This is a genomic window from Polaribacter sp., assembly GCF_965660385.1.
GTDB lineage: Bacteria > Bacteroidota > Bacteroidia > Flavobacteriales > Flavobacteriaceae > Polaribacter.
The window spans coordinates 15012-41276 of sequence record NZ_CBFHZT010000012.1; the positions used below are offsets into that span (position 1 = coordinate 15012).

At 28.4% G+C, this 26265-nt stretch carries 21 protein-coding genes; 6 read left to right on the forward strand and 15 right to left on the reverse strand.

Translation table 11 applies throughout. The features are described from left to right. Position 1 precedes the first annotated feature (1 nt). From ACTG3V_RS05545 to ACTG3V_RS05605, 13 genes are all read right to left on the reverse strand, one after another. A complete protein-coding gene (locus ACTG3V_RS05545; RefSeq protein ID WP_439131145.1) occupies positions 2-1078 on the reverse strand; it encodes a glycosyltransferase family 4 protein in 1077 nt (358 codons plus the stop codon). Further along, positions 1068-2294 carry an O-antigen ligase family protein gene (locus ACTG3V_RS05550; protein ID WP_439131146.1) on the reverse strand — a complete coding sequence of 409 codons (1227 nt, stop codon included), beginning with the start codon at positions 2292-2294 and terminating at the stop codon, positions 1068-1070. The genes ACTG3V_RS05545 and ACTG3V_RS05550 overlap by 11 nt, the downstream gene beginning before the upstream one ends. Further along, positions 2266-3348, reverse strand: coding sequence for an O-antigen polymerase (locus ACTG3V_RS05555; RefSeq protein WP_439131147.1), 1083 nt, complete (start codon positions 3346-3348; stop codon positions 2266-2268). Before ACTG3V_RS05555 ends, ACTG3V_RS05550 begins: the two co-directional genes overlap by 29 nt. Before the next feature lie 355 nt (positions 3349-3703). Then, positions 3704-4765 carry a glycosyltransferase gene (locus ACTG3V_RS05560; protein WP_439131148.1) on the reverse strand — a complete coding sequence of 354 codons (1062 nt, stop codon included), beginning with the start codon at positions 4763-4765 and terminating at the stop codon, positions 3704-3706. Beyond that, the gene (locus ACTG3V_RS05565) at positions 4762-6006 is read right to left on the reverse strand and encodes an oligosaccharide flippase family protein (RefSeq protein WP_439131149.1); all 1245 of its coding nucleotides are present in this window, start codon (positions 6004-6006) and stop codon (positions 4762-4764) included. The genes ACTG3V_RS05560 and ACTG3V_RS05565 overlap by 4 nt, the downstream gene beginning before the upstream one ends. 3 nt (positions 6007-6009) lie before the next feature. Continuing rightward, positions 6010-6555, reverse strand: coding sequence for a dTDP-4-dehydrorhamnose 3,5-epimerase (rfbC, locus tag ACTG3V_RS05570; RefSeq protein ID WP_439131150.1), 546 nt, complete (start codon positions 6553-6555; stop codon positions 6010-6012). Further along, the gene (gene rfbA / locus ACTG3V_RS05575) at positions 6552-7409 is read right to left on the reverse strand and encodes a glucose-1-phosphate thymidylyltransferase RfbA (protein ID WP_439131151.1); all 858 of its coding nucleotides are present in this window, start codon (positions 7407-7409) and stop codon (positions 6552-6554) included. The genes rfbC and rfbA overlap by 4 nt, the downstream gene beginning before the upstream one ends. Then, complete coding sequence (gene rfbB / locus ACTG3V_RS05580) at positions 7409-8416, reverse strand: dTDP-glucose 4,6-dehydratase (protein ID WP_439131152.1); 1008 nt, start codon at positions 8414-8416, stop codon at positions 7409-7411. The genes rfbA and rfbB overlap by 1 nt, the downstream gene beginning before the upstream one ends. Positions 8417-8419: 3 nt before the next feature. Further along, positions 8420-9463: a hypothetical protein gene (locus tag ACTG3V_RS05585; protein WP_439131153.1), complete on the reverse strand. Its 1044-nt coding sequence runs from the start codon at positions 9461-9463 to the stop codon at positions 8420-8422. Positions 9464-9497: 34 nt separating this feature from the next. Further along, positions 9498-11177, reverse strand: a complete 1680-nt coding sequence (locus ACTG3V_RS05590; protein WP_439131154.1) for a DUF6909 family protein — start codon at positions 11175-11177, stop codon at positions 9498-9500. Positions 11178-11204: 27 nt separating this feature from the next. Further along, the gene (locus tag ACTG3V_RS05595) at positions 11205-12839 is read right to left on the reverse strand and encodes a S41 family peptidase (protein ID WP_439131155.1); all 1635 of its coding nucleotides are present in this window, start codon (positions 12837-12839) and stop codon (positions 11205-11207) included. Next, complete coding sequence (gene rnpA / locus ACTG3V_RS05600) at positions 12826-13218, reverse strand: ribonuclease P protein component (protein WP_439131156.1); 393 nt, start codon at positions 13216-13218, stop codon at positions 12826-12828. Before rnpA ends, ACTG3V_RS05595 begins: the two co-directional genes overlap by 14 nt. Before the next feature lie 38 nt (positions 13219-13256). Next, a complete protein-coding gene (locus ACTG3V_RS05605; protein WP_439131157.1) occupies positions 13257-14246 on the reverse strand; it encodes an alpha/beta hydrolase family protein in 990 nt (329 codons plus the stop codon). Positions 14247-14789: 543 nt separating this feature from the next. On the opposite strand from ACTG3V_RS05605, the gene ACTG3V_RS05610 reads away from it, so the two are divergent. The 4 genes from ACTG3V_RS05610 (at position 14790) to ACTG3V_RS05625 (ending at position 21612) form a co-directional block, all read left to right on the forward strand. Beyond that, entirely contained in the window at positions 14790-16013 is a 1224-nt protein-coding gene (locus tag ACTG3V_RS05610) for an SH3 domain-containing protein (RefSeq protein WP_439131158.1), read from the forward strand. 114 nt (positions 16014-16127) lie between these two features. Next, a complete protein-coding gene (locus ACTG3V_RS05615) occupies positions 16128-17306 on the forward strand; it encodes an acyl-CoA dehydrogenase family protein (RefSeq protein WP_439131159.1) in 1179 nt (392 codons plus the stop codon). Then, positions 17293-18012 carry an SGNH/GDSL hydrolase family protein gene (locus tag ACTG3V_RS05620; RefSeq protein WP_439131160.1) on the forward strand — a complete coding sequence of 240 codons (720 nt, stop codon included), beginning with the start codon at positions 17293-17295 and terminating at the stop codon, positions 18010-18012. The genes ACTG3V_RS05615 and ACTG3V_RS05620 overlap by 14 nt, the downstream gene beginning before the upstream one ends. A gap of 129 nt (positions 18013-18141) precedes the next feature. Continuing rightward, positions 18142-21612, forward strand: coding sequence for a hypothetical protein (locus ACTG3V_RS05625; protein ID WP_439131161.1), 3471 nt, complete (start codon positions 18142-18144; stop codon positions 21610-21612). Between the two features lie 73 nt (positions 21613-21685). Here ACTG3V_RS05625 and ACTG3V_RS05630 read toward each other — a convergent pair whose 3' ends face one another. Both ACTG3V_RS05630 and ACTG3V_RS05635 read right to left on the reverse strand, forming a co-directional pair. Further along, positions 21686-22558, reverse strand: a complete 873-nt coding sequence (locus tag ACTG3V_RS05630) for a DUF6252 family protein (RefSeq protein WP_439131162.1) — start codon at positions 22556-22558, stop codon at positions 21686-21688. A gap of 337 nt (positions 22559-22895) precedes the next feature. Next, on the reverse strand, positions 22896-23552 hold the full coding sequence (locus ACTG3V_RS05635) for a DUF2202 domain-containing protein (RefSeq protein ID WP_439131163.1): 657 nt from the start codon (positions 23550-23552) through the stop codon (positions 22896-22898). Positions 23553-23758: 206 nt separating this feature from the next. On the opposite strand from ACTG3V_RS05635, the gene ACTG3V_RS05640 reads away from it, so the two are divergent. Next, entirely contained in the window at positions 23759-24076 is a 318-nt protein-coding gene (locus ACTG3V_RS05640; RefSeq protein WP_439131164.1) for a hypothetical protein, read from the forward strand. A gap of 77 nt (positions 24077-24153) precedes the next feature. Next, positions 24154-26229 (forward strand): TonB-dependent receptor domain-containing protein, encoded by a 2076-nt coding sequence (locus tag ACTG3V_RS05645; RefSeq protein WP_439131165.1) that lies wholly within the window; start codon positions 24154-24156, stop codon positions 26227-26229. The last annotated feature ends 36 nt before the right edge of the window (positions 26230-26265 follow it).

Sequence of the window (26265 nt, forward strand, 5' to 3'; positions counted from 1 at the left end):
GTTATAAATTCAGAATTTTTTCAATGTTAGAAACAAAATTTTTTTCAGTACAATCTTTTATCAGATTATAATTGTTTTCAATTCTTTTTTGATTAAAATTAGAATTTAACTCTTGTAAAAAATAAACAATTTCATCTGTTGATTTTTCTTTAATAAAACAAAGTCCATCTTCTTTAAAAACATCTATTAACGCAGGATGTTTTGTTGTAATCACTTCATTTTTTGTAATTATTGCTTCTAATATAGATATTGGTAAACCCTCTATCAAATAAGATGGAAAAACAAATGTATTAGACCACAATAGTAGTTCTTTTTTTTCACTACTTCTAACTACTCCTAAATATTCTATATTACTATTTTCTTTAAAATAAGTCATTACTTTAGACTCTATAGAGCTATCAATATTACCAGCAAATTTTGCTTCAAATAAAAAGCCTTTTTTATTTAAAGCAACTAAAGAATCTAATAAATAAAATACTCCTTTCTCCGTCATTAAATTACTTATATAAGCAATTTTTAATGTAGAGTAATCTTTCAACTTATTTTCTACTGGAGATAAATACAAATTGTTTTCGACAAAATTTTCAACAATAAAAATATTTTCTTCTTTTAAAAAAAACTCTAAGTTAGGTTTTAGTGAATTAGAAAGTACAATGCCATAATTTGATAATTGAAGAATACTTTTTACTAGTTTATTTTTAAGAAACGACTGTTTCTCGTACATTTTTCTTAATTGGTTACCATGAAGATGGACTGTTATGCTCTTATTAAAAATTCGTGCTACTAAAAAAAATAAAGCATATTTTAATACCCCAAAAAAACTTTGACCAATTGTAATGTAAATGGAATCGTAATTATATATTTTGAATGCTTTAAAATTTAATTTTATAAAAAATAGCATTTTATCAAAATTAAATTTGCCCAAAACCTCTTCAAACCTATGATAAGACATATTAATAAAATCGACCTTATTATTCTTTTCTACTAACCCTTTGTATAAGATTTCATTTGCCAGTGAGAGCCCTGTAATTGGTTTCGGAAAAGGACCAATTAATAAAATTGATTTTTTAACACTCATTTTTTATGAAATTTTTTAAAGAAAAAAAATTAATCAAGAAAGAAAAGAAAATGACTCCATTTTCTCTTTCCAAAATATTTTCCGACAACATTACAATACTATAAAAGCTTATAATAATAACTAATAAGAAGTTTTTATTTTTGATTGATAAACTAATATTGTAATATAAGAAATAAAAAAAAGAAAACAATAGAGGAATACCTCCTATTAATAGAAAACTTAAATATTGATTATGAGAATTATACTCTCTACTTAATAAAATTTGAATATTATTTTTTCTATATTCATTTATTAATTGATCATTAAAATCTCCTATACCATACCCGATAAATGGAGATCTTTTTATCAAAAAAAACGTAGTTTTATATATACTATACCTAATATTAGTAGAATTAGAATTTACCGTTGTTGCTTCTTCAATTTTAACTAATTCTAAAAAATTATTTCTTGTTTTTGGTATGGCTATTAAGAGAATTCCAATGATAAGAATTGCAAGAAAATAATACTTTTTTAAATTTTTTCCTTTAAAAAAAGACCATATAAATAAAGCCGATACTAAACTTATAATTGGCCCTTTTTTAGAGTAAATGATTAAAAAACAAATTAAAATTAAATTTACTAATAGTAATAATCCTCTATTTACTTTGGTTTTGATTTTAGGAAAAATAGAGATACTGAAAAAAATAGAAATAACGCAGTGCATAGCCATGTATATGGGATGTATACCATACTTACCTATATCTTTAATGATAATTAAAGGGTAGTGTTTTACCAAATCTTCAAAACTATAATGTGTAAAGTAATACCATAAAAAAGGCACAACATTATATAAAAATGTACCAATAATAAATATCAATAAATAAGTCTTAATATGTTTTAGTATTTCTCTAACCTGACTAACCTTAATTAAGGAGAGTAACAGAGGGAAAAGAAATAATGAAAATGTTGTTTGAAGCTTTAAAGATGCCTCTGATAAGTTAGAACTATACAAGCAAGTTAATAGAATAACTAAATAAGTTGAGGCATTTACAATAAAGAATCTCCAATTAAATGTAAAACCTGTTTTATAAACTAATACTAATATTGTTAGACCAAATAAAGCTATAATAATTGATTTTATTATGCTTGGAAATAGCATAATTCCAAACATAAGCCCAATTGAGCTTTTTACGGCAGTAAGCAAAACATTATTTTGTTCTAAAATTTCTTTTTGCATAAATTAAGTAATGTTTTGTTAATATTTCTATTATTTCAACAAATAAAACAACAGCTACTAACGGACCAATGTAATAAGAGTATCCGTTTGTAAAATCACCTCTCAATAAAAATATTAAATGCATTGCAAAATAAAAAGCCATTATTTTTTTTAAGTAATTATAACTTCTTAACCATTTGATCATTTTAATAAAAATATAAGCTAATATAATTGGATAAATTATAATTCCTAAAAACCCAAAATTTATAAAACTTTCTGACACTAATGGGTTAGATAAATTTGAAAAATTAAACCCAAAATCACTGATTAAGTGCTCTCCAACAACTTGACCCGTAGAATAAGGCTTACTACTCCATAGAGATCTAGGAATAAAAAATAACAAACCTCCTAACAATTGATATCCATAAGAAAACCCATATTTATGCACATAGTCTATTGTTGCTATTATGTTAGGAAAAGCATCGTAGTTTAAGGTATTAAAAGCTTTTGAAACACCACCACCTTTCATTTGTTCTATTAAAATAAAAGGATTATTATATATTTCTATAAATGAAGCATCACTATGTGTGATAATTGCAGATAATGGAAAAACAATTATCATAATAAAAAACAAAAAAGAAATAGTTTTTAAGTTTGTATTGAACAGTCTAGGATAAATTAAAAAAATTAAAGATAAATATATTGGTCCTAATGCATTTCTTTTTTCAGTAAATGGATTTTTAAACCACAAGAGAATTATGAAGAAAAGAAAAGAAAAAAGTAATATATTAATTAAATTATTTTTTCTTTTTTTCTCTTTCTTAAAATATTGATAACATAAAATTATTCCTGTGAAGGGTAACATAAAAAACAACTTTTTCCACATTAAAAGAACGCCAATTGAATTTGGTGATTTTACCCAACCTGGGCGCGAAAATTCTATTTGAACAAAATTGTAACTTGCAACAAAAACAATAAAACTTAATATTAAAACCATGAAAACAGTAAATGGCAAATACTTTTGATTACTTGATTCAATGGGTTTTGGAATATAGTTTTTTATTGTTTTTTTCATGTAAATATATGATAAAACAAAAACAATATTAAAGAGGCTAATTAACATATTTGCATATACAACCAAAGATTCTTTGTAAGGATAAAAGTTAACAAATTTTGGGTTTTCTACTCCTTCAAAAGAATTAATTTGAGAAATTGGAGCTGCCAAAAAAAATAGAAAAGAAAAAACTATATAAGAAGATAAAAATGGTGAATAACCTTTCTCATAATACAAATGATATATGGTAATTAATAGTAAAATAAATGCACTAAAAAAGAAAGAACTTAATATTAAAAAAGACGCTTTAAATGTCATAAACATTATTAATAATAATGCTATGTATACTATTAAAAAAAAACCTTTTAATTTCATTCTAAACCAATTCAATAAATACTTTTGCCATTGCCTCTGAAGAATAGTTCTTTTTACAAAACTCTACAATATTTTTTCTTTCTTTATTCCAATAATCTTTTTCTGCAAAAACTTGTATTGTCTTCTTTATAAAATCATCACCACAATCAGTCTTAAAAAAAACTGCATTTTTACCAGCTATTGCTGCTTCTATTTCTGGAGAATGATTTTCTTCTTTAGATATTAACATCGGAACACCAAAACCAAAACTTTGAGTTACGGAAAGTCCGACATAACCAGATGATACACTAAAATATGCCTTAGAGTAAAGTTCTTTTAATTGGTTATAATCACTAATATGGCCTAATAATTTTATTCTATTGCCTACATTATGATTATTAATAATTTTTTTTATTTTCTCTTTTTCATCACCATCTCCGACAATTATTAAATTAGTTTCTTTTGGTAATTTCTCTATTCCCCGGATAAAAGATTCTACTAAAAAAACTATTTTTTTACTAGGGATTAATCTACATACAGAAATAATATTTTTTCTGATATTGCTATCTTCAGATAACACCATTTTAGAACAAGAAAATAAAGAATTTGGAGCAGCAAACACTTTTTTTTGCGGCATCTTATCTTGAAGCTCGCTTTTTTGTTTGCTTGTATATACTATTACACCATCACTTAAATTCCTCATAAAATTCCTTAGAAAATCAGTTTTATTATTAATCCCTTTTCTTCCCCATGCATGACCCCAAGAATATGTTTCTTTGTTTAAAAAGTATCTAACTAGCAGAAAAATCCAATTAGAAATAATTCTAGGATTTAATTCTAAAACAATAACGTCATTTTTAAAAAGTAAATGCCATATACCTTTTTGAAACAAAAATTTTCTATGAAACAGAAATATATTTTTAACTCGTTCTTTTTCAATTTTTTTGTCACTAACTATTGTAGGTTCAAAATAAAGTTCTCCAGAATAAAGTTTAAACCTATCTTTTAACGAATCTTGAATACCTTTATAAAAAACAGCCCTATAATCTGGTGTAACAGTATGAATCATAATTAATTTTTTCATAATGCTGTTTTATTATAATGATAATATCCTAGTAATAAAATTAAGAATTCTGTAACTACTGCAGAAATAGCAACACCATAAATATCATAAAAATTACCTAAAACTAACACTAGAAAAAAATGAAAAATACCTGCAAAAACCAAAATTTTCATTCTAACCTTATATGCTTTTACTGACGGAAAAAATAAGGTTATATACAACATATTTAAAGCTGCCAAAAATGCTATGAACCCAAGAATCTGAAAAACTTTATAATAGCTTGAAATTAAATCATCATTATAGATTATTTTTAAAATTGAATCTGATCCTATAATAATTACTAAAGATAAAATTATCCCAGATATCGTAATTGGAATTCTAATTTTTTTAATAAAATTTTTAATTTTTTTAAAAGAAAGCGTAGATAAGTGAGGGAAAATTGATTGATATAATGGTATGTATATACTTTTTGTGGCTAACACTAATTTTTCCATACTGGCGTAAATACCTGCAATTGTATCTCCTGCAAAAAAGCCTAAAATTAATGTATTACTAGAACTATATAAATTAACTGCAAAATTAGACACACATAAATTAAAACTTTCTTTTATAATTTTCTTTACGTTGTTAAACTTAGGAAAAGTAAAACCTACATATTTTAAACTAAACACAAAACCTATTAAACCCGAAATAATATACCCTAAACCATTTAAAATAGGAACAAACTCAAAATCTTCTGGCTTTAAAACAACAAAGAATATAGATATTGTAAAGAAAGTCTTAGCAGCAACATTAATAAAAGTAATCACTTTCATTTTTTCTATTCCTTGAAAGAACCAGGTAGGAAAAACAGCTTGACCTATTACAAGGCCAAAACTATACATATAAATAAGTGGTTCTGTCTTAAACTTATCAATAAAAAAAATTAAGCAAAGTAATAATAGAAAGGACAGTGCAGTTAAAATTAGTTTAGTTGAATAAACATCCCAAAAAAATTGTGTTAATTTCTTCTTTTTTCCTTTTAATAATGAAACTTCTCTTGTTGCACTTATATTAAAACCAAAATCAACCACTATTGTAAAAAAGACGGCTAATGATTGAGCCACCATTACTAAACCATATTTCTCAGACTCTAAAGTAATTACTAAATATGGCAATGCAATTAAAGGAAGTATAAAATTTGCTCCTTGTATAAGTAAAAGATAGATATAATTGCTAAAAATTTTATTATCCTTTCTTCTTTTCCAATAAGTGGATAACATATTTTACATTTTAAAGTTTTTAAATTGCATCAACTCTTCATCTTTGCCAGATAAAATCACTGCTTCTTCTTTCAAATTCCAATCAATATTCAAATCACTATCATTATAAACAACTCCATCTTCTGCTTCTTTATTATAATAATTATCACATTTATAAAAAACAATGCTATCATTTTTTAAAGTTGCAAAACCATGCAAAAAGCCTTTAGGAATAAATAATTGTTTTTTATTTTCTTCTGATAAAATACAAGAAAACGTTTTGCCAAATGTTTTAGATTCTTTTCTTACATCTACAACAACATCTAAAATCTCACCTTTAATAACTCGTATTAATTTTGATTGCGCATATTCGCCTTTTTGAATATGTAAACCCCTTATTACTCCTTTTTTAGAAATTGATTGATTGTCTTGTACAAAATTAATATCTATACCTGTTTTTCCTTTAAAAACTTCTTTATTAAAACTTTCAAAGAAACTACCTCTTTCATCTTTAAAAACATGAGGTTCAATAATAAAACAATCTTCTAACTCTGTTTTTATAATTTTCATTGAATGTCCATCAAATTTTTACCATAACCACTTTTTAAAAGAGGTTTTACCAATTCTCTTAATTGAACTTTATTAATAAAGCCGCTTTTGTAAGCTGCTTCTTCTATAGAGCCCACTTTTAATCCTTGCCTTTCTTGCAAAACTTCTACAAAATTACTTGCCTGCATTAACGATTTAAAAGTACCAGTATCTAACCAAGCAATACCTCTATCTAAAATTTGTACAGATAATTTTTCTTTTTTTAAGTAAACATTATTTACTTCTGTTATTTCTAATTCTCCTCTCTTACTAGGTTTTATACTTTTAGCAATGGAAACTACTTCATTATCATAAAAATAAATTCCTGGAACTGCAAAATTAGATTTTGGGTTCGTAGGTTTCTCTTCTATCGATAATACATTATTTTCGTTATCAAACTCAACAACTCCATAACGCTCTGGGTCATTTACATGATATGCATATACAATTCCTCCTTCTGGTTTTGTATTCTCTTTTAATAAACTAGCTAAACCTGTTCCATAAAAAATATTATCCCCCAAAATAAGTGCAACACTATCTTTACCTATAAACTCTTCTCCAATTACAAATGCTTCTGCTAAACCATTGGGTTTTTCTTGAACTTCATACTTAAAATTACAACCTATTTGAGTTCCATTGCCCAATAATTTTTGAAATAAAGGAAGGTCTTGTGGTGTAGAAATAATTAATATTTCTCTAATACCAGCAGATATTAACGTAGAAAGCGGATAGTAAATCATTGGTTTATCATACACAGGCATTAACTGTTTGCTAACAGCTAATGTTAATGGATGTAAACGTGTACCTGAACCTCCTGCTAAAACTATTCCTTTCATTACTTATATTTTTCTAAATACCAAGTTATGGTTTTTAAAATTCCTGTTTCAAAATTTTCATCTGCTTTCCAACCTAATTCTTGTTCTATTTTCGTTGCATCTATTGCGTATCTAAAATCATGACCTGCCCTATCTTTTACGAAACTAATTTGCATTTTATACGTGTTTTCTTTTGGGTAAATTTCGTCTAATATTTCACAAATTTTATTAGCTATATATAGATTATCTCTTTCGTTTTTGCCACCAATATTATACGTTTCTCCTGGCTTTCCTTTTTTAAAAACCAATTCAATTCCTTTACAATGATCTGTAACATACAACCAATCTCTAATATTTTTACCATCTCCATATATAGGAATATTTTCTCCTAAAATGGCTTTTCTAATAATAGTAGGAATCAATTTTTCATCATGCTGTTTTGGTCCATAGTTATTAGAACAATTGGTGGTAACCACATTCATACCATACGTATGAAAATAGCTTCTTACCAAAAAATCTGATGATGCTTTAGATGCGCTGTATGGACTATTTGGAGCATAAGCTGTATCTTCTGAAAACAACCCTTTTTCACCTAATGTTCCATAAACCTCATCTGTAGAAATATGGTGGAACCTAAAATTTTCAAAGCCTTTTTTATATTGATTTGGACTTGACATCCAGTAATTTTTTGCGACATCTAATAAGGTAAATGTTCCAAAAACATTTGTTTTTACAAACGAATCTGGTTTTTTTATAGAATTATCTACGTGAGATTCTGCAGCAAAATGAATTACATCCGAAAAATTGTACTTTTCAAAAAGTGTTTGTACTAATTCTCTATCGCAAATATCTCCTTGTATAAAGGTATAGTTAGGATTTTTCTCAACAACTTTTAAATTATTTAAATCACCTGCATAGGTTAACAAATCAAGGTTTACTACATTGATTTGTTGATTTTTTTCTAAAAGAAAAGAGATGAAATTAGACCCTATAAAACCAGCTCCACCAGTTACTAAAATGGTTTCCATCCTTTATTTTTTATAGTTTTCTAAATACTTATTTAGTTTAATTAATAAAAGAAAAGTAATCATTAATCCTGCACCTAAAGCACCTAATAAAAAAGCATAATTTTTAGTAACTCCTTTAATTTCATAACCTATGGGTTGAAAATTAGAGATTACATTAATAACTTCGTACTTTTCTGATTTTTCTTCTACAATCTCTTTTAAATCTTTATTGATTTTTCTATTTGTTTCAAAAAGCTCTAACTCTTTTGTAGTTTTTCTTTGACCTCCTAAATCAATGTTGGTTCCTGAAGTTTGCTTTTTGGCTTCTTCTAACATTACCTGCATATAAACTCGTCTCAAAGAATCAATTTGAGCTAAATTTAATTTGTAGAGCGAATCTTTTCTATTTAAATCTGCATTGGTTAACCTTTTAAATCGGTCAAAATACTTATTGTTTACAATAGAAGATATAATTACATCGCCTAATTTATCGAAAACATCATTTTTTTCTGAGATTACTGTTATTTTATGAACCTTGTAATCAAAATCTGTAAATGATTTTTTAAAGTCTTCATATTCATAACTTTTAATCGTTAACGTATCTACCTCCAAAATTAATTCGTCATAAGCTGCAATGATATTATTATCAATCCTTAAAGGTTCTATTTCAAATTTTTTAAGTGAAGCTGCTTCTAAAGAATCTAAATTAAACAAATTACTTAGTGTTTTTATCTTTTTTTGCTTTACTAAGTCATTATAATAATTAACATTTTTATAAAGTTGTCTAGCACTTTTAAAATTTGGTTCCAATAATAATTCTGAACCATATTTAGTTGATGTTTTTACCTCAAGAAAAATACCAGCGACTAATCCAATTAACCCTGCAATTGCAATTTTTATAAAATTATCTTTAAAGAAGATTAAAATTGATATAACTATGTGAAATATTCCTTTAAAAATACTAGCTATAAAATTGAAAAACTTAGAAAAACCGTTGCCTATAATTACGAACAAAGAACCTAAATCTACTTCTTCTTCGTTATTTTTGTTTTGTTGGTTTGTTGACATTTTTTTAATCTATTTATAAATCGTTTTATGATTATTAAAAAATTTGTTCTAGTATTTTTTGGGTAATAGCGTAAGTTGGTGTTACACCTGTCATACCTAAACCTCCTGATGCTAAAGTTGCACCTGTTTCTAAAGGGTTATCTGAGGCATAATAAGCGTATCTTACTTTTACATCTTTAGAAATATTTCCTCTAATTTTTGATGCAGATTGTATGGCTTTTTGATAGTGAGCTCCTTCCATTTCTAACCCAATCACATTCCAGGTAGAATTGTAAAAAAACCTTAATAAATCTTTATTTTGTAGTGATGTTCCTAAAACAGAAATCATAGAACCATCAAACACTTTTACGCCAAACCCTTCTAAATCTTCCTTTTTTAATTCATTTTTAAAAGGATAATTATCTGCGGTTCCTTCAAAAATATGTGCAGAAGGTATCATAATATCTCCTTTACCACCTTCTAAAATACCTGCTTTACCCATAATGGAAACCGACTTTACATCTAAATGAATTTTCTCATTATCAGCTTTATAGGGTTTTAACAGTTCATCCATGGTTTCGTAAGCTTGTTCTCCAAATGCATAATCCATTACAATAATTACGGGATTTTCTTGCAAAGAGTGTACTCTTTGAAACGTAGAGTTATCGAAGTTTATTTTATCAGTATCAATAATTTGTACATTAATATTAGTGCCTGAGGTATCTTTTACGTAAATCAGTCCGTTTTTTGATGCATAATCTTTCACCTTTTTCTGTAAAGGTTTGCTATCAGAATTACTTAATAACTGAAACAATTCAAAATCCTTATGTTTCTTTGCCTCATTTGGCAAAGCACCAACTGCGTAAATAGTGTTTAATACACTATGCATGTTAGCACTTATAATATGAAGTGGTCTTTTTAATAAATCATATTCTTTAAGAATGTGTTTAACGTCGTTTGCCCAAATTTCTCCATAAATATGATGCCCAATTTCTTCTACCAAAAGTGAGCTAAATGTTATTGTTCTTTTAGTACCTTCAAAAACTTCTTTTATGGCCAATTTACCCAACCAATAAATTAATTGAAAAAATTTATGTGGATTGTATTCTGTAGAAAAGGTTTCATAAATGTCAGAAACTTCATCAAAAGTACGTCCAAGAATACTTCCTAAATGAACAAGGAGCACTTCTTTTTCTTTGTCTGAAATGCTTTTTTTATGTAAAACTACATCCTCTAAATAAAGCCATTCTCGGGTAAAATCTTCACCTTCATTTAAAGAAACGCGTTCTTGAATTTTATGAGATTCTATGAATAAAAAAGTAAGATGTGTTAAAATATCGTAAATTTCAGATCGTCCTCTAGTAATCTCAATATTCATTTGATCTTTATCAATCCTATAACAATTTCTTCTTCTTTTAGGTGGTATAATTGAATTAAAACTAGAATTTTTATACCCCTCATCTGCAGTTAAGTTAATGAATTGGCATTGCTCTATACCCTCTGGAAGCCTTTCAATAACATATACCAAACCATTTAATTCTATCTTTTCTTCGGCAATCGATCCGTAAATTTCTGGCCTTAATAACAATAATGATTTTCGTAAAGTTTCTCCAGATATACCCATAGGTTTATAAAACCCTCTACTAAACAAATGTCGCATAGAGATATATAATTTCTCTATAGCGTTTGTAGATTCTTGAGCTCTTGTTCTCTCTATGTTTTTAGCGTTTAGCATCTTATTTTTAGGTTTGCAAATATAGAATTATTTCCCTGATAATATCTGATTATAATCGTCTTGATTATTCATCAATTCTACAGCTTTAAAAATTGTTTTATCGTTCTTTAAGTGATGTTTATAAACAGTTTCTTTGTAGTAATATTTATTTAAAATTTCATCTTCGAGTAACGCACTAATAATATCTTGGTTTTTAGAAATCTCGTTAATTTTATCTTCAAATAATTTTAATCTTATTTTATCATACTCTTTATCAATACTCTTATTTTCTGATGCTAAATATGCCTTTTTAAACAAGCTCTCTTGCTCAGTTACAAAAGTAGTATCTGTTTTTAAAAAGGTGGTAAATTCTTTAAAATCAGAATTTTTAAATTGATAACTTTCTACAGCCACTTTTTCTGGATTTTTATAAAAATAATCTACAGCAAAATTAAAAATAGCTTTAGAGTTTAATAGTTTTTTTGTTGCTGCTGTTTTATTAGATTGTTGAATTTCTACATCTGGTAGTACACCACCACCATCATAAACAACTCTTCCGTTTGCAGTTTTAAATTTATGAATTCCACGATCAGAGAATTTTGGAACCTTTCCTGTTTTTTTATCTCTATTGGTATAATCTAACTCTTGTATACATCGCCCACTTGGTGTGTAATATTTTGATATGGTTAACTTTAACTGTGTGCCATAAGTCAATTCTTTTTGACGTTGCACTAGGCCTTTACCAAAAGAACGTTGTCCCATAATTACAGCTCTATCATAATCTTGTAAGGAACCACTTACAATTTCTGATGCTGATGCAGAACTACCATTTACCAAAACCACAACTGGCATTTCTAAATCTAAAGGATCATTAGTTGTTCTGTAAGTATTACTCAATTTTTTAATTTTAGCTTTAGTAGTAACAACAGTTTTGCCTTTTGGAAGAAAAAAGTTTGCAATATTGATAGATTCCATTAACGATCCTCCAGGATTTGAACGAAGATCAAAAACCAGCTTTTTCATTCCTCTTTTTTGTAAAGCTCTAAAAGCTTTTTTAACTTCAGATGATGCCTTATTGTTAAATCGAGTTAGCGTAATATAACCAGTTTCATCATCAATCATATCAAAAAAAGGAACTGGGTTTACAACTACTTTTTCCCTTCTTAATTCCTTTTTCAACAATTGTCCTTGTCGTTCAATTTCAACAGAAACTGTGGTATTAGGTGTACCTTTTAAAAACATAGAAAGCTGATCTCTTTCCATATTTTCTAAAGCTTGGCCGTTCACAGAGATTATCATATCTCCAGCTTTTAATGCTGCTTTATCACCAGAAAAACCTTTATATACTTCTTTAATTTGAATGCCTTTTTGAGTATAAAATACAGAAACTCCAATGCCAGCATATTCACCTTCTCGTCTAATTCTTGCATCTTCAACATCCTGCGCATTGTAAAAATTCGTGTACGGATCTAGGTCTTTTAAGGTGTTTTTAATGGCTTTATCTGTTAGTGCTGCAGGGTTAATTTCATCTACATAATACATGTTTAATTCTTTGAACAAGGAGTTGTAAATTTCAATTTGTTTGGCAACTTCAAAAAAATTAGATTTAAAAGAAAACGATAAAAAAATCGCACCTATTAAAAGAATTATAATTGTATTTTTTTGAATTTTAAAGTGTTTCATTTTCGGTATGTTTTACTTTTTCAATAAATAAATGCAATAAATTATTCATTTTTGAATACAGTTCTTGATAAGATTTTTCTTCTTTCCCAATATACGAAATCATAAAAACATAAGGTATTTCTAGATTTTCATAAACGATTTCTTTTTGAAGACGATAGGTTTCGCGCATTAACCTCTTTAATCGATTTCTGTCTGGCGCTTTTTTAAAATTTCTTTTAGCTACAGAAACACCTACTTGTGCAGGAAAATCTGAGGTATGATTTGTTTGAAAATAAACCATTCTAAATGGAAAAACTTTAATTGATTTTCCATTTTTATAGAGGTTTTCAATTAACTTTTTGCTCTTTAATCTTTCCTTTTTACCTAATGTATATCTCACTAAACAAACGTAAGAAAATTAAGTGAATTTAAAGAAATTTAGTTCTCTTTAATCCATTGTAACCAATCGTCAACAACGGTTTTAAGGTAGTCTTTTTTCATTTCTTTATTATCAACCTTAACTTCGTAACTATGGCCTAATCCAAAATAATCAAAAAACGTAAAATTTGTGCGTCCTTTTTTTATAGTTTCTACATGAAACATATCATTAAAAGGATAAGACTCATCTTTTGTTCCATAAGAAATTAAAACTGGAATTTTTAATTTTAATAGAGTTTCATTTTCTAATTTTGAGAATGAAAACAACATTTTATTTGAATCTCTGTTTGGATTATAATAGTTTGTTGTGTCTTGAACAACTTCTTGCCAATCCTTAAAATATTTATGAATCTTTGGATCGCTCTTGCTAGTTTCTTTCATTCTTCTTCTATTAATGAGTGACATTATCGTAGAATAATAGGGCAAACCACTAGAATAAATTAAATGTGTTGGAATTGATGAATTTGCACAAATATTTAAGGCTACACTAGAGCCTTGAGAATGACCTGCTACAACTACTTTGGTTTTATCAACCCAAGGAAATTTTATAAGGGAATCTAAAACTCTTAGATTTGTTTTTGTATAATAGGTTAGATTGTTGTTTTTAAGGTATTTCTCTGTATGTAAATACTCTTCTTTGTTTTTAAAATATTCTCTTCCTAACAAACTATCTTTATGTGCCATTAACGGAACACCAGGCTTATTTACAATAACTAAATGATAATTTTCTTCCACAAAGCCTTCCAACATACAAGAGTAAGCCACTCTTTGTGTACCATTGTGAATGATTAATGGAACAGCTTTTGATCCTTGATTATAAAACAAAAGTGGTTTCTTCTTATTTTCATCACCTTTTTTTGATTTTATTAAAACATGAACTGTATCGTTTTCAAAAACATACTGTTGATGTCTAAAACCAAAATTTTGTGGTGTTTGGGCGTTTATATAAAAAGGGAGCCACAAAACGAAAAAATGTAGGATATATTTCATATTATCTTTCTTCTAGACAACAAAATAACTTAAACTTTTACAAATAATTGTGTTGTTCATAAGCTTTGTTAAAAAAATTTATTAAACACAATGTTACTTATAATTTCATTTCATTGGATAACAAAATAAGAACAATACAACGTAATTGCTTTCCTTAACTCTACATGATAGCCAGAGATGGAAAAATAATTTATGCAAAAAAGGTTTTTATATTACCAATACCATAAAATAACACTTAAAAAGCATAAACTTATTCAAGATAAATGGTATTCTAAAAATTGGTAAAAAACACAATTCGTAAAAACACTCTAAAACCTAGCAACATATAAATAACATTAATTTGGGTTTGTTCTAAATATTTAATAAAAATTTAGTATTATTTGTGTATCTTTTGCTTGTCAAAAAAGAGCTAAAGTAATGCCTCAAATATCAATGGAGTCAACCAAATTTAAAATAATTTTTTAATTGATAAAATAAGAGAAAATTATAGCTAAAAAATTAATGACAACAAACTAGAAGTCTTTTTAACTAATAATTTATAAAATGCAAAAACGTTATTTTTTAATTGTTCTTATTATTAATTTTATTGCTTGTCAAAAGTCAGTTAAAATCGACAAAAATCATCAAACAAAAACTGATACCTTTACTAAAAAAACCTTTGTTAAACTTCAAAAACCTGAATATTATTTTATCAGTGCTACTTCTGGCTTAAACTTTAGAGAAAAACCAAATGGTAAAATTTTAGGGAAACTTCCTTTAAACACCTTGGTTAAAGTAGTACAAAAAACCAATATTTATGATGAAATTTTAGATAATAACAACAAGATAAAAGGTGAATGGTATGGAATTGAAAATGAAAAAAACATCGTATATGTTTTCAGTGCTTTTTTATCAGGAGATTTAACATTTTCAAAGCTAAAAATCTATTATGTACAACCTTTTGAAACAGTAAATGTAAAACAAATGGGATTTGTAAATATTTCTGATACGTATTTTATGAATTTTCATGAAAATAAAGATACTTTAATCTCAGAAAATGATTTGTTATCAAAAAAGAAAAGCATTAAACTGTCAAAAGCATCCAAAAATAAAATCTTAAAAAAAATAAAGGTTTCAGAAAAAGACACACTTTTTATATTGAATTTAAACAAAGACAAACTAACTAAATTCTGCATAAAAGACATAGCCACAATTGCATATTTAGACGATTACAGTAACCAAGATGACGATATAGATGTTTTTAATTATGAAATTGGTTTCGATTTAAAAGATAGTTATAAACTTAAAGGAGATAATTTAGCTTCAATCGGAAACGCTAATCCTTTTCTTACAGGAAACATTAAAGAAATAGTTTGGAAAAAAATCAATAATGACCTGTTTCCCAAAAAAATATCTGAAGACCAAAAAAAGAAAATAATAGACACCTATACATTTACATATTCAAAATACAAATATTATGTTCAAAACTACGGTTACAAAAGAGGTGAATATTTTGTAACAGAAAACAGAAATCTTATAATTCAAGATACAATTTTTAAAAAAATCACTTCAGAAATAAAAACAGAAAACGGAGAAAGTACTTACCTAAACGCATTATCAACTAACAAAAACAAAATCGATTACTACAAAGCTTGGACAGGAAACATCTTTAAAAATAAGCCGCCTATTATTTATGGATTAGAGACACATAGTTTTGGGTGTTCTAAAATTAAATTTATTGAAAACAAAGTTGCACCCATTGAAATTCTATGCAATAATCGACATTAAAAAAATTACTGTTTTCTAAAATTTACAAATAACATTTACTAATTTTGATATATATTATTAATTTCATAAAAAAATTGTAATTAATTTATAATATGATAATAAAAATCCAAATACATGAAACCCGATTTATTTCAAGCACCAGACTATTATAATATTGATGATTTATTAACTGAAGAACATAAATTAATTCGTGAAGCTGCTCGAGATTGGGTAAAACGTGATGTGTCTCCAATTATTGAAGAATATGCACAAAAAGCCGAATTCCCAAAACAAATTATTAATGGTTTAGCCGAAATCGGTGCTTTTGGACCTTACATTCCAGAAGAATTTGGTGGAGCTGGTTTAGATCAAATTTCTTACGGATTAATAATGCAAGAAATAGAACGTGGAGATTCTGGCGTACGCTCTACTGCTTCTGTGCAATCTTCTTTGGTAATGTATCCTATTTTTGCGTATGGTAATGAAGAACAACGTAAAAAATATTTACCAAAATTAGCCACTGGAGAATGGATGGGAAGTTTTGGTTTAACAGAACCAAATCACGGCTCTAATCCTGGTGGAATGGAATCGAATTTTAAAGATAAAGGCGATTATTATCTTTTAAATGGTGCAAAAATGTGGATTTCGAATGCTCCTTTTTGCGATGTTGCTGTAGTTTGGGCTAAAAATGAAGAAGGTAGAATTCATGGTTTAATTGTAGAACGTGGTATGGATGGTTTTTCTACGCCAGAAACGCATAACAAATGGTCTTTGCGAGCATCATCTACTGGAGAATTAATTTTTGATAATGTAAAAGTGCCTAAAGAAAATTTATTACCCAATAAATCTGGTTTAGGTGCGCCTTTAGGATGTTTAGATTCTGCACGTTTTGGAATTGCTTGGGGCGCAATTGGTGCTGCAATGGATTGCTATGATACTGCATTACGTTATGCTAAAGAACGTGAACAATTTGGCAAACCTATTGGGCAATTTCAATTGCAACAAAAAAAATTAGCAGAAATGATTACTGAAATTACTAAGGCACAATTACTAGCTTGGAGATTAGGGACTTTAAAGAATGAAGGAAAAGCAACTTCAGCTCAAATTTCAATGGCAAAACGTAACAATGTAGAAATGGCTTTAAAAGTTGCAAGAGAAGCAAGACAAATTTTAGGTGGAATGGGAATTATTGGCGAATATTCAATTATGCGCCATATGATGAATTTAGAAAGTGTTGTAACTTACGAAGGTACTCACGATATTCATTTATTAATTACAGGACTTGATATTACTGGTTTAAATGCGTTTAAATAAAATATTTACCTGTTTATTTTTTAGTATAATACTGCTATTTTCTTGCGAAAACAACTCAGAGAGTGCAATAATCGAAGAAGAAATTGTAGAAGAAATTATTGATGAAAAAATAAGAATTTTATCTTTAGGAGATAGCTATACAATTGGCCAAAGCGTCTGTGATACTTGTAGTTTTCCTAAACAGCTAACAGATTCTTTACGACAAAGAAATGATAAACTTGAGTTTAATTTAAAAGTAATTGCCACAACTGGGTGGACTACCAGAAATTTAATTAGTGCCATAGAAAATGAAAATTTAGATACAAATTTTAATTTGGTAACCTTATTAATTGGTGTAAATAATCAGTATCAAAATTTACCTTTTTCTACTTTTGAAAAAGAGTTTCCAACACTTATAAATAAGGCTATAAATGCTGTTGGTTCAGATAAAAGCAAACTTATTGTTTTATCCATTCCTGATTATGCATTTACCCCTTTTGGAAATGGTAATACAAAAATTTCAATTGAAATTGAGCAGTATAATGCCTATATAAAAAGCTATTGCTTAAGCAAAAACATTACTTTTTTAAATATTACAGAAATTACTAAAACTGGTTTAATCAACACCGATTTTGTAGCAAGAGATGGTTTACACCCTTCTGAAAAAGCTTATACTGAATTTGTTAAGCTACTACTGCCATTAGCTAGCCAAAAACTTGGTATCTAATTTTCTGTATTCTGTTTTCTCTTTAAGGATTCCTAAAACGTATTCGTTAATTTTTATTGGTTATATGACATTTGACAGGTTTTTTACAAGCTTGGTACCCTAATTTTGTCTTATTAATTATGTGATAACATGAAACTAAATACGATGCAAGAATCTAGAAAAGACATTATTCAGTTTATTAACCTACAATTAGCTTCATTAGGTCAGCCTACTTTTAAAGATCCAGAAGGTAAATTCGTAGATCCAAAATTCGAAGAATTAACAAGCGGACTTATAAAAAGTTTACAAGAAAAATCGAGATTATTAGCTAGTCATCTATCTCCTGTAGATACTAGAATACAAAGTTTTATAGATGATTATTTAAAAGAAATTAAAATCAATAAGGCCATTGCTATACCAAATGACACCTTAATTTTATCCAAAGCAGGGCAAGCAAGAGAAGTAAGTTTACCCCCAAATGGCAATTCTTTTAAAAGTGATTTAGTTACCTCAAGCAGATTAAAACAAGGAATTTTAAATAATCCTTTACATGATAAAAGAACTACAAAAGGTACGTTTCATATTGTTGAAGGAGATTTACCTGTACCTTTAGATAAATTTGAAGTGCCAAAAATAGTCTTTGCTCACTTTTTAAATGCAGCATTTAATCCTGCTGACGATTTAAAAGTACTACCATTTACAGCGAACCAAGAAGACAAAGCAAAAGTGATGGTTTCTATGTTGTTAAGACCAACAGTTTGCCCAGAGGTAAAAGGCATAATTCCAGAAAAATCATTAGAAGTTCGCTTTTTTGCACCAGGTAATTTAGTGAGTAATTTAGATTTTGTTGAAAGTATTTTTGGTAATGCAGGCGATCCTACTATTGCACAAAACGATGCTGCTCTAGACACTGAACATTGGACAGGCCATACAGGTTGTATTGTTTTAGCGCCACAATTGCTAAAATTAAAGAAAAAAGATGTTGGTTTACCTCATTTTGATGCTGCTACAGCACGTCAGAAAAAAGATGGAATGTGCTGGACAGATGAAAACGAATTGTACAATAATGGTGGTGCTTTTAAAATTACTTGTAGAGATGAAAGAGGGGTGGTAATTACCTTAATTGCAGACAACTACTATGGTTATTCTAAAAAAGAAATTAAAACTCAAATTAGTTATTCCGCAAATTTATATGGTTTGGTAGAAGAAGAACATGCTGGTGGTGCAATTGCCTACGCAAGACGTGTTATGGGAGATACTGTAAACGGAAAAGATTACTTTAGATATTATGGTTTAGATCATACTTTTGAGAATGTAAAAACATTATTAGCAGATCGTATTGAGGTTAAACCAGAAAATTATGCTATCGATAAAAATTATCCAAACGTAATTTACATTCCAGAAACTGCTTATTTTGACATCAATAAAAACAACATTAGTTGGGAGTATAAAGGCGAACAACAAGAATTGAGATTATCTCCATTTAAAACGTACATACATCCGTCAGGAAATAAATTACGTTTAGAGAAACATCCTCAAAATAAATTATGGCGCATTGTAGAAACTTTTCCAGAAGGGGTATTTTGTCATAAACCTTGTACAGTTTCTGGTGGTGGTAAATCTGAGATTTCTAAATCGATGCAAAATGCCATTACGTATAGCAACTTTAACATTCACAATATAGAAGAGGACTTTAAAAAAGCGGATGAAATTATCGAATTTAATTATTCTACTAGATGGAAAGATAAAAGCATAGACAGACCCTTATCAAGATCTTTTTTAAGTGAAAAAAGAACTTTAGGTTCTGTTGTTAAATTGCTTACACCTTCTGAAGAAAATTCTGATGAATTTAACGAATTTATTAGCAACATTCCTGTTCATGTGCGTTCTCTTGTTTTGTTGGTAAAACGTATGTTTAGACAAGCACATGGTGCCAATTTAAATTGGAAAGATATGATGTCTGTAGAGATTGTTAATGGCGCAAAAGGCACATCATTACTATATAATAATACTCCTGTTGTGGGTAGTTATGTTCGTATTGGTTTCAATCAACAAGGCAATTGGATGTTAAATAAATTACGTTCAGATTTTTCGGCAAGTGAAAAAATTCAGACCGAAGATGATATTTCTGCATCAATTACGTTGCCTAGAAATCAGTTTAAAGACTTAAATCCAGAATTTGATAACCCTAGTGTAAAAGTAGTAACAAATTGTGAAGCTCATTTATTTCAAAGACCAGATGAAGCCATTGTAAGAGGTTATGATAAAGGTGCTGAATTAGATATTATTTCTGATGGAAGATTCTTAACGAATTACGAAAAATTAACCAAACAAGATGCTATTGAAATTTACGAAGACACTATAAATTTCGATAAATACACAGAACCTGTTAAAGATTTTATCCTAGAAATTATCAATAGTGACGATGATGATATTCAGTTTGTATTACCATCTCACCCAAGAATTATTGAAGATGGATTACCAACCAAAAATCCACGTTATTTAGAGCCTAACAAATTCGATAAAGAGAATGAAGCTTCCTATATTTCTGATATTGGAGTACGTTTAACAAGAAAAATAAAACAAGAAAACCCTGTAATTCATGTTGTAAATGCAGTTTTACCTGGTAGAAGAAATAATCCTGCTGATAAAGAAAACGGAATTAGACCTTTGGCAGTGTATAACCCAATTCACTATCAGGAAACTCCAGAATTATTCATGGACTTTATATGTAGTTTAACAGGTAAATCGCCATCAACAACTGGTGCTGGTTCAGAAGGCGCATTAACAAAAGCTCCTTTTAATATGTTAACACCAACATCCGATTTAAACAATGCCTTGTTATCTCATATTTTAACGGCATCAAACGGATTTAGCACAGCTGCTGGACATATTGGATCTGAAAATAAAATTGATCATGATGTAAGTTTATTGATTCCAGAAATTTGGGCTAGAATGACTCCTAAAGACAGAGATCCTCAAAATCTAATTAAAAATGGTTCTTTAGAAAAATTAGAAGATTTTGAGTTTGAAGGGCAAAAAGTTTTGGCAAGTAGATTAGGGTATAGAATTACAAAAAAATTCGATTTATATTGTTTAAACAGAATTTTTGATGAACCTACAGCTGTTTTTAGTGAACGTATGTTAAAGCCAGAATTACAAAGTTTAGAAGATTTTGTAGACGGTATTAACAACATTGTAGAAGCTCAGCAAAAGGTAGCTTTAAATTATTTTGAAGATGGCAGTATTGCTGATGCAATACCTCCTTTACAAATTTTATTACATATAATGGCGTATGGAAACTATGAAGGTAAAGACATTAGTGACCCAGAATTACGTGAATATTTTAACAGAGATTATGTTTTAAATAGCGCTTGGTATCAAGAACGTTTGGTATTAAAACAACAGAAAGACATGGCTTTTTACGAACGTCAAATAGCATATTTAGAGCGTTTTATAGCTAACCCTAATAATAAAGTTTTAGTTAGTGAAATGAACATCGAAACTCGTTTAGATAGCGTAAAAGCACTTTATAAAAAAGCAAAATCTAAAGCATATTTAGAAAGTTTAAAAGGTACTATAGGGGTTGACCCTTTGAGCAAAAAGAAAAGTAGTTTTTAATGAAGCTATTTTATTTATTAGTAAATTAAAGGTTGAAGGGCATCAAATTAATTGATGCCTTTCTTTGTATTAACTAATAAGAAATACTAAAAGCTCCTTCAGTAATAGCATGTGCAACATCTGTACTTGTAGCAGAGATAGCATCAAAATTAAAAGTACCCACAATTTTTTTTGTAGATGTATCATGACTGGTAATCGTTAGTTTACCAGCGGCTTCATAAATGTTTCCATCAACAAGGTATTGCCCTGTTGGATACGTTTGATTGGCAGCACTCCCAAAATCATATTCACCTGGAAGAATAGTATCCTTAAAATTAAAACGAATTGTTTCTGTAGCACTCTTATGCGCATTAATACTAATTAAATTAGATGTACCAATGGTAACTGCGTTACCAAATAAGCTTACTTCTTCAAAAAGCAAACCATCTACTTTTGCAGTAAAACTATCTTTTAATATAGGCCGTGTACTTTTAGGGATATTACTAAAACTTCCATTTGAAAAAGCTCTAGAACTTTCGGTTACTTCATTTTTACCTATAAAACTAAATGTTCCAGAAACTGTATTTTTTACAAAATCAATGGCTGTAAACGTTATATTACCTCTGCTTGAAGTTTCGCCAAATGTGGTCCAAATACCAGCACTCGCTGGGTTATTATCAACATAACTTGCAGTAGTATTTATACCTTCAAAACTAAAACTACGAACATCAAAATTCTCTACATTTAAGGTAAATACTTCATCTGTATTTGTTTTAATAGCATTAATGACAATTTTATCTCCATCTATCATAAAATTAGCCTCTGTTGTCGTAAAAAGCTCATTATCAATAGTAACTTCAAAAACAGCATTGTTTTCTGAAGGTGGAAAAAAGACTCCATTGTCCTCACAAGAATTTGCAATAAAAACAATAAAAATTAAAATAAGTAAATAGTAAAGACGCTTCATAGCAAATAATGTAAAAAGCAAAAGTAACAATATTAATGCTGCAAATATACTTGAAAAGCAATATTTAAGAAGCTTTATCTAACAAGATATGTGGACATCTTTTACAATTAACGCCTTTTTTCTTGTATTTATTGCAACATTTACTTTTAGGTTTTATACAGTTAGAAAAGCATGGTGCTTCGCAGCTCGATGCTTTTTCTAATTGAATTATGGGTTGCCTTACTGTATAAAAAACAATCATTTTGTAGTTTTATAATGCAAATATAATCGTTTATTTAGAATAAATAAAAATAAAAAATCTTAAAGTTTCATGTTTGCAATATCCACAATCAAAAACTTAATTGCACTGTTCTTGACTACCACTTAATATCGCATCAAAAGTATTTTGAGTGATAAATTGAGGAGTGTAAGTGCCACCATTTAGGTCTAAACCGTGTATAAAACTTCTTAAGTGATTTCTAGAACCACATATTAAACTTTGATATACGTTTATTAAGGTATTATTTTCTGTAAGAGAAACATAGTTTTCTAAATCCTTGATATCCAAATCTTCTATGGTTGCGCCAATTTTTAAAGCCTCTACAACACTTTTTGCACCATCGATTACAAAGTTATCATAATGGTTTTGTAATTCTTGATTGCTAAAAACGCCTTCTGGTAAAATAGTATAGGAAAGCTTATGTTGTTTTAATAAGTTTTCAATGGCATCCATATGCGTTTGTTCGCTTCTTTTAATGTTTGCAAACTGATTTAAACCCCAAGTTTTATCTAAAAATTCATAGGTATCTCTTGCTAATTTTTCTTCTTCAATCATAAATAATAATGCTGCTGCATCTTCATCTGAAATTGTTGTGTTTTCGTCTAAGTTTACGATGTCTTTTTGATTGTTAAACATATCTTGAGTATCGTTAGAATCTTCTGAACATCCTTCTATAATTATAACAAAAGATAGCATCACAAAAAGATATACTGTTTTTTTAATTACTTTTTTCATAATTTCTGAAATTTAAAATTCTTTGTATAAAGGTATTACGAAAAAAGGAAGTTATAAGTAACTCAAGTTACATTAATAAGTCAATTTTGTAGCTTATATTTGTGCCGTTAACACTTTGATATAAATCGTTACTTTCGTTGGTTTTTCTTACAAAAAATAAAACCCTTCTTTACGCAATTTTCTTAAGCAGTCTTGTATTGTATAATATGTTAAGAGTTTCTTTTACGTATATCTATTATACTTTAGATCCAATTGGTTTTATAGAAAAATTGTGTGAAAACAAAGATCAACCTGAGTTACAATGTAATGGTAAATGTCATTTAAAAAAAGTAACAGAAAGCAGTAAAAGTTCAGAGGAAACACCTCTTCAAATCATTGATTTTAAAGATATTTTACTACATCAAAACACATCTTTAGTAATAGATTTTAAGATAAAACCTAACACCAAAAAAGCAGTTTTTGGTTATCAAAATTATTATAAATACTTAATAGGTAACTCTAGTTTTCATCCTCCGCAAGTTTAGTTTTTAAAAAAATTAAAAAACTCTTATTAAAAGTAATAAGAGTGAACAATCTTATAAAAAAACTAAAAATTTTAAAAATGAAAACAATTTTTAGTGTGCTTTTATGCGCACTTATTTCTACTGTTTCTTTTGCTCAAAAAATTAAAAAAGATACTATAAAAAGAGTAAAATTAGATGAAGTACTTATCACAGGGAAATTAAAAACAGACCCAATACATGCTATTATATCAAACAGATATGCTAAAAACGTAGTACAACCTAAAAATGTGGCTGATTTATTTAATAACATCAATGGTTTTTCGGTAATCAAAAGAGGAAATTATGCCATAGATCCATCCTTTAGAGGAAGCCAATATGAACAATTGAACATTCAATATGATGGAGGCACCAAAGCAATGCACGCTTGCCCAAATAGAATGGATCCTATTACAACACACATTATTCCTGAAGAAATTTCTAAAATAGAAATTATAAAAGGGCCTTATACTGTGCGTTATGGAGCTACTTTTGGCGGCATTGTAAATATGGTGTCTAAACAACCTAATTATTTGGATAATGGTTTTCATGGAAAATTTTCATCAGGTTTTGAAACCAATGGAAATTCTACAGTAAATATGCTGCAATTACAATATATAGAAGACAAATATGACGTAGTTAGTAATTTCGGATACAGAGATTTTGGGAATTATAAAGATGGTGATGGTACAGAAATACCTTCTTCTTTTTTAAGCACAGATTTTGGTGTAAATGTGGGTTATAATTTTACCGATTTTGAGCGTTTACAATTTCATTGGAGACAATCTTTTGGACGTGATGTTTTGCACGCTGGTTTGCCTATGGATACTGAATATGATAATAGTACTATTGCTTCTTTAGATTATAAAAAAACTAATTTATCAGGAAAAATAAATAGCATTGCTGCCAAAGCCTATTATAGTTATGTAGATCATTTAATGACGAATACCAACAGACCATCTTTTATGATGATGGAAGCTGCTTCTGCAGTAGAAGCGACTACAATGGGTGGAAAAATAGAGCTGAATTGGCAACCTTCTAAAAATGTAGATATTTTTACAGGTGTAGATGCGATGCTTATTGCTAGAGATGGTGGAAGAACGCGTTTGGTAAAGGCAATGAACGGAAACATGTTACCAACTCCAAGAGAATTTAACGATAAAGTTTGGCAAGATTCTTACGTAAATGATTTTGGTTTATTTACAGAAGCAAAATGGTTATTTACAGAAAACACTTTGTTAACTGCTGGGGTAAGATATGATAGAATAATTTCTGATATTAAAGATCCTGAAGCAGATTTTGCAGCGCTATATAACTTAGAGAAAAGAACAGAAAATAATGTTAGCGGAACAGTTTCACTAAAAAAATTGGTTTCTAAAAACTTTACTTTAGAAGCTGCTTTTGGTAGAGGAGTTCGTTCTGCAAATATGATTGAACGTTATATCAATCACTTCACCATTAATCAAGATCCTTATGAATATATTGGGAATCCAGATTTAAAAGCAGAAGTGAATAATCAGTTTGAGGTTGGTTTCAAGGCAAAAAACACCAAAAACAGTATTAAATATGCTGCTTCTGTGTATTATTCTGATTTGCAAAACTTTATTGTGGGTATTGTAGACCCAACAAAAACCAGAAAATTTATGCCAACTGCACAACCTGTAAACCCTAAAGTGTTTCAAAATTTAGACAACGCATACAGAACAGGTTTTGAAGCTTCTTTTGAAACCGCAATCTTAACTGATTATTATTTTAAATCTGAAATGGCGTATGTATATGCAAAAAATAAAGATTTAGATGAATCTTTACCTTTAACTCCGCCTTTTAATGCAAGATTAATTTTAGGAACAACTAAAGAAAAATACTGGGCAAATGTGCAGTATAACATTACAAGTTCTCAAGATGAAATTGCACCAAGTTTTGGAGAAACTACAACAGAAGGTTACCAAACTGTTGATGTTCGTTTTGGGTTTGCGCCTTTTAAAAATGCCAATTTAGGTTTTGCTGCGATTAATGTTTTTGATAAAACGTATAACAATCATTTAAACTTTAGTTTCACCAATCAAGCTAATTTTGGTAGGGTTCCTATTACTGAACCAGGAAGAAATTTTACTGCTTTTTTTCAGTATAATTTTTAAATAAAAAGAGGCTGTCTGAAAAGTGTTTTAAACATG

Excerpts from the sequence above, each read along its gene's own strand:
- ACTG3V_RS05545 (WP_439131145.1), bottom strand. The coding sequence starts at position 1,078 with ATGAGTGTTAAAAAATCAATTTTATTAATTGGTCCTTTTCCGAAACCA.
- ACTG3V_RS05560 (WP_439131148.1), bottom strand. The coding sequence starts at position 4,765 with ATGAAAAAATTAATTATGATTCATACTGTTACACCAGATTATAGGGCT.
- ACTG3V_RS05610 (WP_439131158.1), top strand. The coding sequence starts at position 14,790 with ATGCAAAAACGTTATTTTTTAATTGTTCTTATTATTAATTTTATTGCT.
- ACTG3V_RS05595 (WP_439131155.1), bottom strand. The coding sequence starts at position 12,839 with ATGAAACACTTTAAAATTCAAAAAAATACAATTATAATTCTTTTAATA.
- ACTG3V_RS05640 (WP_439131164.1), top strand. The coding sequence starts at position 23,759 with ATGTTAAGAGTTTCTTTTACGTATATCTATTATACTTTAGATCCAATT.
- ACTG3V_RS05615 (WP_439131159.1), top strand. The coding sequence starts at position 16,128 with ATGAAACCCGATTTATTTCAAGCACCAGACTATTATAATATTGATGAT.
- ACTG3V_RS05550 (WP_439131146.1), bottom strand. The coding sequence starts at position 2,294 with ATGCAAAAAGAAATTTTAGAACAAAATAATGTTTTGCTTACTGCCGTA.
- ACTG3V_RS05620 (WP_439131160.1), top strand. The coding sequence starts at position 17,293 with ATGCGTTTAAATAAAATATTTACCTGTTTATTTTTTAGTATAATACTG.
- ACTG3V_RS05590 (WP_439131154.1), bottom strand. The coding sequence starts at position 11,177 with ATGCTAAACGCTAAAAACATAGAGAGAACAAGAGCTCAAGAATCTACA.
- ACTG3V_RS05630 (WP_439131162.1), bottom strand. The coding sequence starts at position 22,558 with ATGAAGCGTCTTTACTATTTACTTATTTTAATTTTTATTGTTTTTATT.
- rfbA (WP_439131151.1), bottom strand. The coding sequence starts at position 7,409 with ATGAAAGGAATAGTTTTAGCAGGAGGTTCAGGTACACGTTTACATCCA.
- rfbB (WP_439131152.1), bottom strand. The coding sequence starts at position 8,416 with ATGGAAACCATTTTAGTAACTGGTGGAGCTGGTTTTATAGGGTCTAAT.
- ACTG3V_RS05555 (WP_439131147.1), bottom strand. The coding sequence starts at position 3,348 with ATGAAAAAAACAATAAAAAACTATATTCCAAAACCCATTGAATCAAGT.
- ACTG3V_RS05565 (WP_439131149.1), bottom strand. The coding sequence starts at position 6,006 with ATGTTATCCACTTATTGGAAAAGAAGAAAGGATAATAAAATTTTTAGC.
- rfbC (WP_439131150.1), bottom strand. The coding sequence starts at position 6,555 with ATGAAAATTATAAAAACAGAGTTAGAAGATTGTTTTATTATTGAACCT.
- ACTG3V_RS05605 (WP_439131157.1), bottom strand. The coding sequence starts at position 14,246 with ATGAAATATATCCTACATTTTTTCGTTTTGTGGCTCCCTTTTTATATA.
- ACTG3V_RS05645 (WP_439131165.1), top strand. The coding sequence starts at position 24,154 with ATGAAAACAATTTTTAGTGTGCTTTTATGCGCACTTATTTCTACTGTT.
- ACTG3V_RS05625 (WP_439131161.1), top strand. The coding sequence starts at position 18,142 with ATGAAACTAAATACGATGCAAGAATCTAGAAAAGACATTATTCAGTTT.
- ACTG3V_RS05585 (WP_439131153.1), bottom strand. The coding sequence starts at position 9,463 with ATGTCAACAAACCAACAAAACAAAAATAACGAAGAAGAAGTAGATTTA.
- ACTG3V_RS05635 (WP_439131163.1), bottom strand. The coding sequence starts at position 23,552 with ATGAAAAAAGTAATTAAAAAAACAGTATATCTTTTTGTGATGCTATCT.